Source organism: Stenotrophomonas sp. YJH_SMC_20, from assembly GCF_059367845.1.
Window position 1 is genome coordinate 591,250 of record NZ_JCAFRG010000001.1, and the last position, 12,233, is coordinate 603,482.

The window sequence follows — 12,233 nt, forward strand, 5'->3', positions numbered from 1 at the left end:
TAGTAGAACTATTGATAGTTATTCATCAACAAGGATAGCTATAGATAGTCCTATGTCCTCATGGTGTGTCCTAAGTCCAGCTGAGTCCTTCTCGGCGGATCAACACCCATGCAGCGCTTCCTTCTGATCCTGATGCTCGCCGGCATCACCCCTATCAACCCCCTCATAGCGATCTATGCGCACGGCCACGGGATGACCTGGGCTGTTCTGCTGTGCATCCTGTGGGGCTTCTCTGGTCTCGCCATGATCGCCTGGCATGCAACCAGGGGCCGCAGCGGCCAAGCGGCTGTGTCCGACACGAGGAACTGAGGGGGAGCAAATGTTTGCCGCAAATTTCCGAGGAGGCATATGACGATTCGGAACGCGCGCATCACCCCCCGTAGGCCCCCAGGCCCTCTAGCGCCGCCCCCATAGCCCGCACGCGTCACCTACGCTGTCACCTCCCTCGCTAACCCTTTGATTCCAAAGGCAAGCATCTGGATTAGGTATCCAGTGCCTAGGCAATCCCACGCGATACCTGGGCAACCTGCGGACATCCGCGCTCAAACGTTCGCGCCTCTGTCTGTCCCTATCTGTCTTTTTGCCCGACCGCCACGCGCCCACCTCGGCACCACCTCGGCACACCTGCCGACCACCTCGGCGCACCCTGCCCCAGCCTATGCCCACCTGCCGCCCACTGCGGCCAGCCAATGCGCCACCACGGCCCACGCAAGGCCCGCCACGGGCATCCCTACCGCCCCGCCTATAGAAGCTCCCCACGCGCGCGCTAGGCGCTCCCTGCGACCATCAAAAATCGTTGCCATCGGGGTATTGACAGCCATGCGGGGATTGATCTAATCTATACCCGTCGCCAGCAACACGGCGGCAGCGGAAAAGGCGGCGACAGACGTGCGACCGATGGATCGACAGCACCTAGAGCTTATCCCGCCAGCACTGAGGACTAGCCCCAAAGGCCCCTAAGCGCACCGCAGGTAACGCCCGGCTCAACCATCCCACTGCCGGGAGTGATTGACAAACCGGGAGCAAACGGGCATAATGCCCACCATCGAACAACGGCCGCAGGGTGTGGTCGGGACAGTAGGAAAGGGGCAGGCAGGAGCGCCGCCCACGGCAGAACGCGGGGAGCTGGGAACACTAGCCGCGCCGGGAAGTGTAAGGGCCGATGAAGGCCGCCACGGATACCGGGTCACCGCCAGAAAGAGCGGGGCCATCTGTACGGGATTCCTAGGCGAGCTGGAGGCGCTCCCGGAAGCTGGCGACGGTCAGATTCCATGCCTTACAAGCATGAGTCTGACCGCCAAAGCGTCCCTACCGTTGTGATGGGGCGTTTTGGTGGTCCGATTCACTGGAGAGCAACCAATGACGATGATCCCGTTCGATATGACCGCCCGCGACTACTACGTGGCCGGTTGCATCCGCCGCGGCATCCGCGAGCACCGCGCCCGACTCAACGAGCGGGAGCGCCAGGCGAACAAGAACCGCACCCAAGTTGCGCCTTGTCCATCCCCCGTTGTCATCTGATCCCCTTACGTCAACACGGTTTTCCACACCCCGCCGACGTGTGACGGCGGGTCTTTTTTGGAGCTACCATGAGCACCAATGGACCACTGGAGGACTTGCAAGTGCGCAAGCTCACCGCTGAGATTCGCAAGATCAACCGCGAGAGCGACAAGCTGATGATGGAGACCCGGTGGTATCCACTGGTGGTCGCCACGGCCTTTGTGGCTGGCATCGTCACGCTGACCAAGTTGTTCCTCTAACAGCGCCCTACCCCAATCCCTCGAAGCCGCCGCAAGGCGGCTTTTTTGTTGCCCGGAGAAAGCTATGAACAAAATTCCTTCCGCCCTGATCGCCGCCGCTCTGCATGTGGCCCCCAAGAATGACGTTCGCTTTTACTTGAATGGCGTGCTGATTGAGTCGCACGCCGATGGTGCGATCATCGTTGCTACAGACGGCCACCGCATGCTTGTGGTGCGTACCAGCCTGCCGTGGGACATTGGCAAGATCATCGTGCCGCGCAATGCGTGCGAGCTGGTCGCCAAGATGAAGGGCGATGTCTATTTCAGCGCCGTGGGCGATGCCAGCCGGTTCAAGGCGGAGCGCGGAGGCCAGGCCATTGAGTTTGCTGCAGTTGATGGAACCTACCCGGACTGGCGTGCTGTGGTGTCCAAGCCGAACGAACTCAAGCTGTCCGGATTTGCGCCTGCCGTCCTCGAAGGCGTAGTGAAGGCGGCCGGTGTAATTCGCAAGGCATTCGGCGGCAAGGCCACTTCACTGATTCCGGTGACTGGCGGCGACGTGGCGGCCATGTTCGGTATTGGCGGCATCACCGATCCGAGCATCAGGTGCGCGTCTTTGATCGTCATGCCAATGCGCGACTCGTCATACCCGGAAGCCCTGTGTAGCGACGCGCTCCGCGCTTAACCCGAACCCATCAGCCGCCGCAAGGCGGCTTTTTTGTTGCCCGGAGAAACTCCCGTGGATTCTGAATTCTCAATCGTGCGCCTCCGTGGGCGTGGTAGGTGGTATGTGGTCTTCGGCCGCGGCTGTCACTGGACGCGACCGCATCGGACGCGGCGGGAGCTGCTGGGCGCGCTGGAGAAGGTCCGCAAGGAGCCGCGGTGGCTGGAGGTGGCCGCATGAGCAACTACAACGAGCTGGCTGTACCTGCCGGTGACAAGCTGGTCACCCTGGGCGACCGATCGGTCTCCTATGGTCCCCGTCAAGACTTCAATGGAAGCGTCGAGCCTTGCGCACCGATGGCCGCGCAGTTTTGGGGTGTCTACCGCTGGGCCGGTAAGGACCGCTGGTGGTGGATTGCCGACGTGGCCGACGAGGCCACCGCCCGCGCAGTGGCCGCGGCCTACCTACTGAACGTCAAGCCCGATTGGGCGCACTGACCGACAACCACCGCTGATCCCGAGGCCCGCCTAGTGCGGGCCTTCGCATTTCTGGAGCATCACCATGCAAATCTACGTGGCCTGCCTTGCCTCATATAACGCGGGCGTCCTGCACGGCGAGTGGATCGACCTGGAGGGACGCGACGCCGACGACGTGGGCGGAGAGATTGCGCGAATCCTGCGCGAGTCACCCCACCCGAACGTGACAGTGGCGTGCCCGGACTGCGCGGGCGTCACGTTCCCGGTCACGCGGACCACCTGCACCAAGTGCGGAGCGACAGCCGATTACGAGGCGGGGTCACCGCCCGATTACACGCGCTGCCACTCATGCGCTGCGGTCAGCTTCGGCTGTCGGACCAAAGAGTTGATTTGCAAGTGCGTCACCTGCAACGGCACCGGCAAGGTGCCCAGCGCCGAGGAGTGGGCCGTCCACGACTACGACGACGTGTTCGGCGATACCTGGGGCGAGCATCCCAACCTCGACAAGCTGTGCGCGTTGCAGGAGCGACTGGACGAGCTACACGACGACACCGAACGCGCCGCCTACACGGCCTTCTGCGACCACGAGGGCCGCGACGACGTGACCGTGGAGCAGTTCCGCGAAGCCTACGTGGGCCAATTCGATACCTGGGCGGACTTCGCCGAGAACTACGTGGACGAGACGGGGCTGCTTCACGACGTGCCTGACACCCTCTCCCGCTACTTCGACTACGAGCGCTACGGCCGCGACATGCGGCTCAATGGCGATGCGTTCGCGGTGAGCGGCTTTTACTTCTGGAGCCACTGACACTCTTGATGCTGTCAGAAGCCCCAAGGTCTGTCGGGCTTGTCACAACGGTAAAAGTTGGTCTCGCCGTTGAGTAGACCAGGGTTCTCCCGAATGATCTTCCACGCGTAATCGCTAATGTTGTAAGCGAAGCCTTCTGTCAGCGTGCCAGTGCGCGAAGCGAGGTGGATTACACCGACCGCGGCCAGGCCGGCTACAACTCCGTCTTGATGGCGAAGGAAGTTGGACCGGGTGTTTTTGGCAAAGTAGTACCTGAGAATCTGCTTTTCCGGCTCTGTGAGCCTCCGGAGACGCTCCGCGAGCGCGGCGCGTTCCTGTTTGGTTTCCCAAGCGAGGGTCGCCAACCGCCATAACCATGTGAACACCGATATGGCGGTGAGTACAGCACACACAGCAAACACCAGTCCGATCCAGCCCTTGTAAGCCGCGACCCACTCGGACACGCCAAGTCGCTCGTGGACTGAGGCAGGCAGGAATAACGCCCCTCCCGCTAGCACCATCCCCGCGACAAGATATCGCGGGCCGAGTTTTATTACGTCCGCGATGCTCTTGATCCACTCCATCAATCGCCCCCTGTGACACTTCGATCAATCATATCTCTATACGCTTTGCCCAAGAACACTACGCCAACGTACAGGTCGAGCGCCGAACTGGCTGGCACAACTATCGAGTCTGAAGGTCAAACGGCGGTTCATTCGCACTAGTCAGTGTGTTGGCTGTCCGCCAGATTCGCGCCATCTGGCAGGGCCAGGGGCACAGTAAATGCCACTCGGCTCACACTCGTAGAGCTATCCGAGGTCTCATTTCGTTTCCCGAGCGCTATTGCAGCGACTACTACGCCGATCCCCTCCTTGCTCGCGCTGTTCTCTTGCGCGGTTATAGCAACGTCGAAGGACACATCCTGCGTTGGCCCTCTTGTGTACCTCGTCCCGAACCCTGGCGCGTGCTCGCGGGTGTAGGGATTCACGTTACCCCCCAACTGTCCCACTTGCTTCTGCGCGGCGTGCACGCCCTCCACGATCTGCACCAGCGTCCCCGCAATGAAGTCTTTCAGTTCCATCTTCTCGCTCCGGATGAGGTCACCTGATCTTAGCTGTCCGGGGTGCCTTCAACCCACAAGGAATCCATCATGGAAATCATCATCGTCAACCTGGCCTTCCGCGCACACCAGATCGGCCCGTTCTTCGTCATCAGTGGGGAAGTCGAAGTCTTGGCCGCGCACGCCCGCGAGCTGCCCGACAAGGGCGCGGAATCATGAACAATTCACTGTCGGATGTGGGATCAATCTCAGTGCTGGTACGTGATTTCTACGGCCAACCGCTGGTCATCGGCCGCACCACGCTAGACGGTGGGTGGTCGCTGTCCGCCACCCACGCCACCTAACGACAGGAGCAGTCTCAGCCTATGAGAGACTGGAGAAAGAGAATGACATCCGCCGCGGTGCGAGCCGGGCAAGCGATGTTCTATGTCGCGGTGATTGGGGCACTCGTGACGATTGGGGTAATGCTTGTCCTGCCCGCTTTAAGTAGTTGATTAATGGAATATTTTGTGGAGCGCAGCCGGAGACTTGGCGGCGTCATAGCGGAGCCGTTGCCGGGGGACAGGACAGCCCTCGAGGGCGGAAGAAGTGCCTGGACCTGTACGTGAACGCATTCGGATATGAAATCGACCTCGACCTGTGCCCGGCCCCTTGGCAGAGGGGTTTCTGGATCGACAAAATCGGCAAAAACGCCATCAACATCGGCCTCGGGGTTGTAATCCTTACGCTGCGTTGTCAAGATAGAACTTGATGGCTCCCTAGTGGGAACCATCCCCCTTTGGAAATTGAGAAGCCATGAATCTCTCGCAGAAAGAACTGACGGTCATCCTGACCACCGCATTGTCAGCATTTCGAGAGGAGATCGACGAGGACATTACGGCCACCCGTATCCTGACCCTGCTCGCCGTCGTGGATGAGCCAGGGATTCAACAGGTGGACCTGGAGCGAGTGCTCGGCGGACTCTCTCCATCGGCTGTGAGCCGGAACGTGCTCGACCTGTCGCAGATCAAGCGGAACCGTGAGCCTGGCCCTGACTTCTTGGAGCAGCGCCCTGACCCCGCTTATCGCAAGCGCAACCTCATCTTCCCAACGACCAAGGCACTTCATTGGCTGACCACTCTCGCGGAGAGGGTGAGCAGGAAGATGGCGGCCAAGTTCGCCGCGTAAGACCAACAGCAGCCGTATTGCCCGAGGCCCGCCTAGTGCGGGCCTTTTCTTTTTCTGGAGATACACATGGCCCTTCGCCTCAAAGGGACCGCGCCCAAGCCGGGTGCGCCCGATAAGCGCTACTACATGCTCGACGTGCAGGAGGGATACCGGCGCGTGCGCCTGTCCACCGGCACCCGCGACCGCGTGGCAGCCGAGCGCAAGGAGCAGGCGGTCCTCGACGCCCTGCGCGACGACCCCGAGATTGCAGAGGACGCGCTGCGGGAGCTGATTAGGGGCAAGTCCCGGTCGGTGCAGATGGCCGTGGCAAAGGCCAAGGTCCGCCAGCGCACCCTCAAGGACGCGATGGACGAAGCGCTGGACGACCGCAACTTTTGGGGCAAGCTCCGATCCATCGACACCGTGCGTACCAACTGCAAGGTGGTCCAGAGCTACCTGGGCGAGGAAACGCCCATCAACGACATCACGCAGGCCGGGGTCAACGACATGGCCCAGCGCATGCTCGCCGACAAGGCGGCTCCCGCCACGGTGAACCGCAAGATGCAGTGCCTCCTCGCCCTGTTGAAACGCGAGAGGAAGGCCGGCCGATTCTTGGGAGAGCTGCCCGAGTACAGCTTGGCAGACGAGCGGGACAACGCACGCACGTTCGTCCTGAACGTCGAGGACGAGGAAATGATCCTGGCGCGGCTGCTGGAGTGGGACACGCTGCCGAACGGCCCTGCCGGAGGGCACCCACGGGTGCGCGACGGGGCGGACTACCGCGACCTGTTCGTGTGCCTCGCTGACCTGGGCTGCCGCATGAGTCAGGCCATCGGCATCCGGTGGTCCGAAGTAGTCGAGCAGGGCGGAAGGCTCCACGTCCGCTTCTGGCGGCACGCTACGCTCAAGAAGGGGCGTCCCCGCACCCTACCCTGCACCGCCCGCGTCGCCGAGGTTCTACAGCGGCGCAAGGACGCCCTGGCGGCCACCTCGGACGGCCCCTTCACCATGCTCAATCGCACGCGCGCCGACCGGCTGTGGCAATGGGCCATCAAGGGGACACATCTCGCTTCCGAGAGGGAGTGCGTGCCGCATGCGCTCCGCCATACCTGCGCCACCCGGCTGCTGCTGGCGACCGGCAACATCAAGCTCGTGCAGGAGTGGCTCGGCCACCGCGACATCCAGACCACCTCAGCGGTCTACGCGAAGGTACTGGCCGAGCAATCGCTCCAGGGCATGTCTGCGCTGGAGCAGTTCCGCCTCCCCGCCGCCTCGAACGGAACAGGTGACGTTCCGAGACAGGGATCAATTGCCAAAGCGGGAATCCAATAGCACAACTGGCCGTCGCCAGCTTATTTTTCAATCACTTAGACAATCTGTGCTCGGCCGGATGGTGCGAAAGGCGGGACTCGAACCCGCACGAGGTCACCCTCACTGGAACCTAAATCCAGGGCGTCTACCAATTCCGCCACTTTCGCGTGGCCGGCTCAGGCGTTCATTGTCGCAGGCGATGGCAGGAATCGGAAGGCCTGCACAAAACTGAACATGGCGATCGCGCGGCGCGCGCGTTGGACCACCCCGGGGAGCGCAAGCTGATCCGGGGTGGCAGGGTTCACTGCTGCGGCCTGGCCTTGGCTGGCGCCGTATCGGACCCCGACTCGGCCGCAGGATCCACCTTGCGGATCTCCACGCCCCCGTCTTCGGTGCGCCGCAGTGCCGCCGACTCCGGCGTGGCCTTGCGCACGTCCACCGAACCATCCGCATTGCGCTGCACGTCCACCGCGTCGGGCAGGGCCTCCCCTTCCGCGGGCTGAGCCGGCTGCATCTGCATGGCCTCACCCACCGGGCGCGCCGGAGCGCTCTCGGTGCCAGCATCGCGTTCGACGGTCTGCGCGGGATCGTTGGCCGGCGTGCAGGCCGCCAGTGCCAGCAACGCGAAGGGAACCCACAGCGTGCGGTGCAATCGATTGATATCAGCCATCAACATCTTCCTTCGTGTATGCGCCACTGGCGCGGAAGATCCATTGGGTGCGATACAGGACACGACGCGGTGAGAAGCAGCGCACAGCATTGAAAACACTGATGACGCGTATGCCCCTGATTTCAGCATCGCTTCAGTAGATCCACGCCATTCATGGATGACGTGCGACCGGGCGTGCAGGCATCCGCACGCTCAACCCGGCGCGCAGACAAGAAAAAAGCCACTTGGCGAACCAAGTGGCTTTCGTCTGGTGGGCTGTCAAGGATTCGAACCTTGGACCTATTGATTAAGAGTCAACTGCTCTACCAACTGAGCTAACAGCCCGAAATCGGGGCGCGAATTATGACCCGATCCGCTCGGTGGGTGCAAGCACTTTTTTCAACGCCGTTGAAACCAGCACTGCGATCCCGCTGCCGTTGCAGATCCGCGCCGAGCGGGGCCTGCAACGCGTGATCCATCCAAATGAAGGAGTGACACTTATAAGAAAAAAGCCACCTGGCGTACCAGGTGGCTTCTGTCTTGGTGGGCCGTCAAGGATTCGAACCTTGGACCTATTGATTAAGAGTCAACTGCTCTACCAACTGAGCTAACGGCCCGTGAAACTCAGACGCACATTGTAGCGTGCATTCTTCTTATTGCAATACCGTTTCGGCTGCGCCGGCACGGTTGAAACAGTGGGGTGGCTGAGGGGATTCGAACCCCCGACCACCGGAATCACAATCCGGTACTCTAACCAACTGAGCTACAGCCACCACTGAAACGCTTGTTCCTGCCGATGCGGCTGGCGACGGAACTGAAACCTTTGCCTGGAGACTGTCACCGAAGTTCCGGTCCGCCGAAGCGAGTCCGATATTCTGGTGGAGTCTTTACGCTTTTGCAAGCACTTCTTCACATCGGCCGATGCGATCCCGTTTACTCGCCGATGGCGCGCCCGACAGGAATCGAACCTGTAACCGCCGGCTTAGAAGGCCGGTGCTCTATCCAGTTGAGCTACGGGCGCCCGAACCGGAACGGTGTCCAATCCGACGTGACGTGGGATTGGTCGGGGTAGAGGGATTCGAACCCCCGACATCCTGCTCCCAAAGCAGGCGCGCTACCAGACTGCGCTATACCCCGGTCTTGCAATCCCCTCGGGCCAGGCCCGGGGAGTCGTTCATTGTGGCCAAGCACATCGTGAGCTGTCAACGCAGGCGAGACCAGCCATGAAACCGCCACGGCGCCGTGCGTGGTCATCGGCTATGCTCGCAGACATCGGCCGGACGGCCGTCCCGACCTTTCATTCGCACGGAGAACACGCATGCGCAGCGGCAATCCGGCTCTTTCCGAGTCGACCTTCCTCGACCTCGCCAGCGGCTCGGTGGTGACCAGCCCCGACCAGGCAATGACCCTCAACGGCACCGTCAACAAGACCGGCTTCCTGTTGCTGTTGACCGTGCTGACGGCCGCTTTCGCCTGGAACCAGACCATCGATGACTATGGCCAGGTCATGGCCGGAGCCAAGCTGTATGCCATGGGCGGCGCCATCGGCGGCCTCGTGCTGGCGCTGATCACCGTCTTCAAGAAGGAATGGTCGCCGGTCACCGCGCCGATGTACGCGCTGGTGGAAGGCCTGTTCCTCGGCGCCATCTCGGCCGTGTTCAACGCCAAGTTCCCCGGCATCGTGTTCCAGGCCGTGCTGCTGACCTTCGGCACCCTGTTCGCGCTGCTGTTCGCGTACCGCAGCGGCCTGATCAAGGCCACCGAGAACTTCAAGCTGGGCGTGATCGCGGCCACTGGCGGCATCGCCCTGCTCTACCTGGCCTCGTTCGTGCTGGGCTTCTTCAACATCAACGTGCCGGTGATCCATGACTCCGGCTGGCTGGGCATCGCCTTCAGCCTGTTCGTGGTGGTCGTGGCCGCGCTGAATCTGGTGCTGGACTTCGACTTCATCGAGACCGGTGTCGCCCAGCGCGCGCCGAAGTACATGGAGTGGTATGGCGCATTCGGCCTGATGGTGACCCTGGTCTGGCTATATGTAGAGTTCCTGCGCCTGCTGTCGAAGATCCAGCAGCGCTGAACCGGATAGAGCCATAAACGACAAAGGGCGCCTTCTGGGCGCCCTTTTCTCTTTGTTGCGCATCGCTGCATTTCCCGGCTAGCCAGTCGCGCCCACCTGTGCAGCGTAGTGCGCCGCAAGGTGCTCGACCAGCGCGCGCACTTTCGGCGCCAGCGCCCGCGCATGCGGATACAGCGCGAAGTAGCGCCGCTGCCCGGCGTGCCAGGCGGGCAGCACACGGATCAAACGACCGGCGCGCAGGTCTTCCTGCACGGTCAGTGCGGTGAACAGGCTGATGCCCATGCCCGCCAGCGCGGCGGCATACAGCGCCGGCGTTGCATCCACCCGCAGGCGTTGCCCGGCCTCGATGCTCGCGCTGGCGCCGCGCGGCCCCTGCAGCTGCCAGGGCGACATCGCCGCTGCAGGACTGAACCCCAGCAGCGCGTGCTGCGCAAGGTCCGACGGCTGACGTGGCAGGCCATGACGCGCCAAGTAGGCCGGTGCGGCGACCAGGATGCGCGGGCAGCTGGCCAGCTCGCGCGCGACCAGCTGGCTGTCCGGTAGCGAGGCTGCAATACGCAGCGCCAGGTCGAAGCCACCACCGACGGCATCGACGAGCTGATCATCGGCCGACAGATCCAGCGCGACCTGCGGGTAGCGCTGCAGGAAGGACGGCAACCAATGCGGCAGCTCCTGGCTGGCCACCACCTGCGGCACGCTGATCCGCACCCTGCCACGGGGTTGCGCCTGCCCGGCGCGGGCACGATCGTCCGCCTCCTGCAGGCGGTCCAGCAGCGTTGCCGCCTCGCGATAGTAGTCGCGCCCGGCCTCGGTCAATGACAGCCGGCGGCTGTTGCGATCGAGCAAGCGAACCTGCAGATGTTCTTCCAGCTGGCGCAACTGCCGTGACATCGCCGAGTGGGTGGTTCCCAGGCGTTCAGCGGCCGCGGTGAAACTGCCCGCGTCAACGATGGCGCGCAGCGCACGCAGGGCGGCGAAGTGATCCATCGGCTAGTGGCTCCACGTTGCGGTGCCCACGGCATGCGGGCCCCGCCAGCTTATCAAGCGCCGTCGCCAGCCTTGCGCACCGGCAACGCCAGGATCGCGTCGGTACTCATGACATCCCCGAACGCGTCTTCGATCTGCGCCAGCGAGGCGTCATGCAGCGCGCGATGGCCGATGCGCTGGCCACCGGCCAGGTCCAGGTCACGGCTGGCGCTGGCGTCGGACGAGACGATCACCCGGTAGCCACGTGGTGCGGCCGCTGCGTCGCGCGCAGCACCGGCGACGCAGGCATGGGTCTGCAGGCCGGTGACGATAAGGGTGTCGATACCGGCATGCTTCAGCACCGTGTCGAGCACCGCGGCCGAGCTGCCAGCGAACACGCTGACGTTGTCCTTCTGCACCACGGTCTCGCCCTTGCGCGGCTGCAGGTCGCGATGGAAGTCGGCATTGACGCTGCCCTGCGCGAACAGCGGTGCGCCGGCCGGCAACACATGCTGCACGTGGATCACGCGGATGCCGTGGGCATCGGCGAACGCGACCACCCGCTTGGCCTGGCGCAGTGCGGCCACGCCATCGGGAATGACCATGCGGCCACCGGCGAAGCCCGGCGCGGCGCTGGCGTCGAAGTACTCGTTCTGGAAGTCGATCACCAACACCGCAGTCTTCGCCGCATCCAGCGAGGCCGCGACCGGCGCGCCCGCCATATGGCGGATGGTGGGATGGGCCGGCTCGGCGGCGACGGCCGGAGTGGTGGCGGCCATGCCGATCAGGCTGGCCAGGCCGAAGGCGGTGAGATTCATGGAGCGACTCCTGTGCAGTGGAAAGTGGGCACAGGATGCGGAGCGAATGGCGCACCAACCAGCCACGTATCGGTACATGATCTGTGCGATTTTTGCACAGATGGCTCATGTAGTGTCGAGCTCTACCAGGCCAGCTTGACCCCATTGAGTCGCACGATCATCGCGTGGTCACGACCCAGCACCACTTCGGCGGTATTGCTGCCCATACGCACGGCACGTGCAAGGCCCGCCGGATACTTCACTGGGACGCCGGCCAGCGTCTGCACATGCTGGGCCGGAGAGATCCTGCTCCTGATCACGAATGCCGCACAGCTGCCTTCGAGCAGATACACAGGCAATCCTGCCGGAAATTCGACCAACCGCAGGATGCGCGCCTCGCTCTCCCGCAGGCTGCGGAGGGGCACCCCATGCCTGCTCAAGCGGCGCAGCGCACGCTGGGCACGGGACCACGGCCAGTAGAAGGTGGCGTAGATCGCCACGCCGATGGCATAGACGGCAACGGCCGCCACGACCCACACGGCCGCCTCAGGCATCTGGAAA

Annotated in this window: 17 protein-coding genes and 6 tRNA genes; 11 read left to right on the plus strand and 12 right to left on the minus strand. The window is 63.0% G+C overall.

What is annotated here, in order from left to right; translation table 11 throughout:
* Nucleotides 1–108: 108 nt before the first annotated feature.
* The 6 genes from AC5P6A_RS02855 (at nucleotide 109) to AC5P6A_RS02880 (ending at nucleotide 3,687) form a co-directional block, all read left to right on the plus strand.
* Nucleotides 109–309 (plus strand): hypothetical protein, encoded by a 201-nt coding sequence (locus AC5P6A_RS02855; RefSeq protein ID WP_495222228.1) that lies wholly within the window; start codon nucleotides 109–111, stop codon nucleotides 307–309.
* Nucleotides 310–1,359: 1,050 nt separating this feature from the next.
* The gene (locus AC5P6A_RS02860) at nucleotides 1,360–1,521 is read left to right on the plus strand and encodes a hypothetical protein (protein ID WP_155029018.1); all 162 of its coding nucleotides are present in this window, start codon (nucleotides 1,360–1,362) and stop codon (nucleotides 1,519–1,521) included.
* Nucleotides 1,522–1,589: 68 nt separating this feature from the next.
* Complete coding sequence (locus tag AC5P6A_RS02865) at nucleotides 1,590–1,760, plus strand: hypothetical protein (RefSeq protein ID WP_004154558.1); 171 nt, start codon at nucleotides 1,590–1,592, stop codon at nucleotides 1,758–1,760.
* Between the two features lie 64 nt (nucleotides 1,761–1,824).
* Nucleotides 1,825–2,424, plus strand: coding sequence for a DNA polymerase III subunit beta family protein (locus AC5P6A_RS02870; protein WP_150359510.1), 600 nt, complete (start codon nucleotides 1,825–1,827; stop codon nucleotides 2,422–2,424).
* Nucleotides 2,425–2,639: 215 nt separating this feature from the next.
* Nucleotides 2,640–2,900 carry a hypothetical protein gene (locus AC5P6A_RS02875; protein ID WP_150359509.1) on the plus strand — a complete coding sequence of 87 codons (261 nt, stop codon included), beginning with the start codon at nucleotides 2,640–2,642 and terminating at the stop codon, nucleotides 2,898–2,900.
* Nucleotides 2,901–2,964: 64 nt separating this feature from the next.
* Complete coding sequence (locus AC5P6A_RS02880) at nucleotides 2,965–3,687, plus strand: antirestriction protein ArdA (RefSeq protein WP_150359508.1); 723 nt, start codon at nucleotides 2,965–2,967, stop codon at nucleotides 3,685–3,687.
* A 14-nt stretch (nucleotides 3,688–3,701) separates the two neighbouring features.
* On the opposite strand, the gene AC5P6A_RS02885 is transcribed toward AC5P6A_RS02880, so the two are convergent.
* Entirely contained in the window at nucleotides 3,702–4,250 is a 549-nt protein-coding gene (locus tag AC5P6A_RS02885) for a superinfection exclusion B family protein (RefSeq protein ID WP_150359507.1), read from the minus strand.
* A 137-nt stretch (nucleotides 4,251–4,387) separates the two neighbouring features.
* Entirely contained in the window at nucleotides 4,388–4,747 is a 360-nt protein-coding gene (locus AC5P6A_RS02890) for a hypothetical protein (protein WP_150359506.1), read from the minus strand.
* Between the two features lie 69 nt (nucleotides 4,748–4,816).
* Between AC5P6A_RS02890 and AC5P6A_RS02895 the strand changes: the two genes are divergently transcribed.
* The 4 genes from AC5P6A_RS02895 to AC5P6A_RS02910 all read left to right on the plus strand — a co-directional run bounded on the left by AC5P6A_RS02895 (nucleotide 4,817) and on the right by AC5P6A_RS02910 (nucleotide 7,204).
* Complete coding sequence (locus AC5P6A_RS02895; protein ID WP_258014520.1) at nucleotides 4,817–4,945, plus strand: hypothetical protein; 129 nt, start codon at nucleotides 4,817–4,819, stop codon at nucleotides 4,943–4,945.
* Nucleotides 4,942–5,070: a hypothetical protein gene (locus tag AC5P6A_RS02900; RefSeq protein WP_004154552.1), complete on the plus strand. Its 129-nt coding sequence runs from the start codon at nucleotides 4,942–4,944 to the stop codon at nucleotides 5,068–5,070. Before AC5P6A_RS02895 ends, AC5P6A_RS02900 begins: the two co-directional genes overlap by 4 nt.
* A gap of 451 nt (nucleotides 5,071–5,521) precedes the next feature.
* A complete protein-coding gene (locus AC5P6A_RS02905; protein ID WP_109337022.1) occupies nucleotides 5,522–5,893 on the plus strand; it encodes a winged helix DNA-binding protein in 372 nt (123 codons plus the stop codon).
* 66 nt (nucleotides 5,894–5,959) lie between these two features.
* A complete protein-coding gene (locus tag AC5P6A_RS02910; protein WP_150359505.1) occupies nucleotides 5,960–7,204 on the plus strand; it encodes a tyrosine-type recombinase/integrase in 1,245 nt (414 codons plus the stop codon).
* 59 nt (nucleotides 7,205–7,263) lie between these two features.
* Here the strand turns inward: AC5P6A_RS02910 and AC5P6A_RS02915 are convergent.
* The 7 genes from AC5P6A_RS02915 to AC5P6A_RS02945 all read right to left on the minus strand — a co-directional run bounded on the left by AC5P6A_RS02915 (nucleotide 7,264) and on the right by AC5P6A_RS02945 (nucleotide 8,969).
* Nucleotides 7,264–7,350 (minus strand) — tRNA-Leu (locus tag AC5P6A_RS02915).
* A 134-nt stretch (nucleotides 7,351–7,484) separates the two neighbouring features.
* On the minus strand, nucleotides 7,485–7,853 hold the full coding sequence (locus AC5P6A_RS02920; protein ID WP_019659530.1) for a hypothetical protein: 369 nt from the start codon (nucleotides 7,851–7,853) through the stop codon (nucleotides 7,485–7,487).
* A 248-nt stretch (nucleotides 7,854–8,101) separates the two neighbouring features.
* Nucleotides 8,102–8,177 (minus strand) — tRNA-Lys (locus AC5P6A_RS02925).
* A gap of 196 nt (nucleotides 8,178–8,373) precedes the next feature.
* A tRNA-Lys gene (locus AC5P6A_RS02930) sits at nucleotides 8,374–8,449 on the minus strand.
* Nucleotides 8,450–8,528: 79 nt separating this feature from the next.
* Nucleotides 8,529–8,605 (minus strand) — tRNA-His (locus AC5P6A_RS02935).
* Nucleotides 8,606–8,776: 171 nt separating this feature from the next.
* Nucleotides 8,777–8,853: transfer RNA gene (locus AC5P6A_RS02940), tRNA-Arg, on the minus strand.
* Between the two features lie 39 nt (nucleotides 8,854–8,892).
* Nucleotides 8,893–8,969, minus strand: a tRNA-Pro gene (locus tag AC5P6A_RS02945).
* A gap of 181 nt (nucleotides 8,970–9,150) precedes the next feature.
* Between AC5P6A_RS02945 and AC5P6A_RS02950 the strand changes: the two genes are divergently transcribed.
* A complete protein-coding gene (locus tag AC5P6A_RS02950) occupies nucleotides 9,151–9,909 on the plus strand; it encodes a Bax inhibitor-1/YccA family protein (protein WP_021202979.1) in 759 nt (252 codons plus the stop codon).
* A 78-nt stretch (nucleotides 9,910–9,987) separates the two neighbouring features.
* On the opposite strand, the gene AC5P6A_RS02955 is transcribed toward AC5P6A_RS02950, so the two are convergent.
* From AC5P6A_RS02955 to AC5P6A_RS02965, 3 genes are all read right to left on the minus strand, one after another.
* Entirely contained in the window at nucleotides 9,988–10,896 is a 909-nt protein-coding gene (locus tag AC5P6A_RS02955) for a LysR family transcriptional regulator (protein WP_346714632.1), read from the minus strand.
* A 53-nt stretch (nucleotides 10,897–10,949) separates the two neighbouring features.
* Complete coding sequence (locus AC5P6A_RS02960; RefSeq protein WP_346714631.1) at nucleotides 10,950–11,693, minus strand: cysteine hydrolase family protein; 744 nt, start codon at nucleotides 11,691–11,693, stop codon at nucleotides 10,950–10,952.
* A 122-nt stretch (nucleotides 11,694–11,815) separates the two neighbouring features.
* Entirely contained in the window at nucleotides 11,816–12,226 is a 411-nt protein-coding gene (locus AC5P6A_RS02965; protein ID WP_279936850.1) for a hypothetical protein, read from the minus strand.
* Nucleotides 12,227–12,233 lie beyond the last annotated feature (7 nt).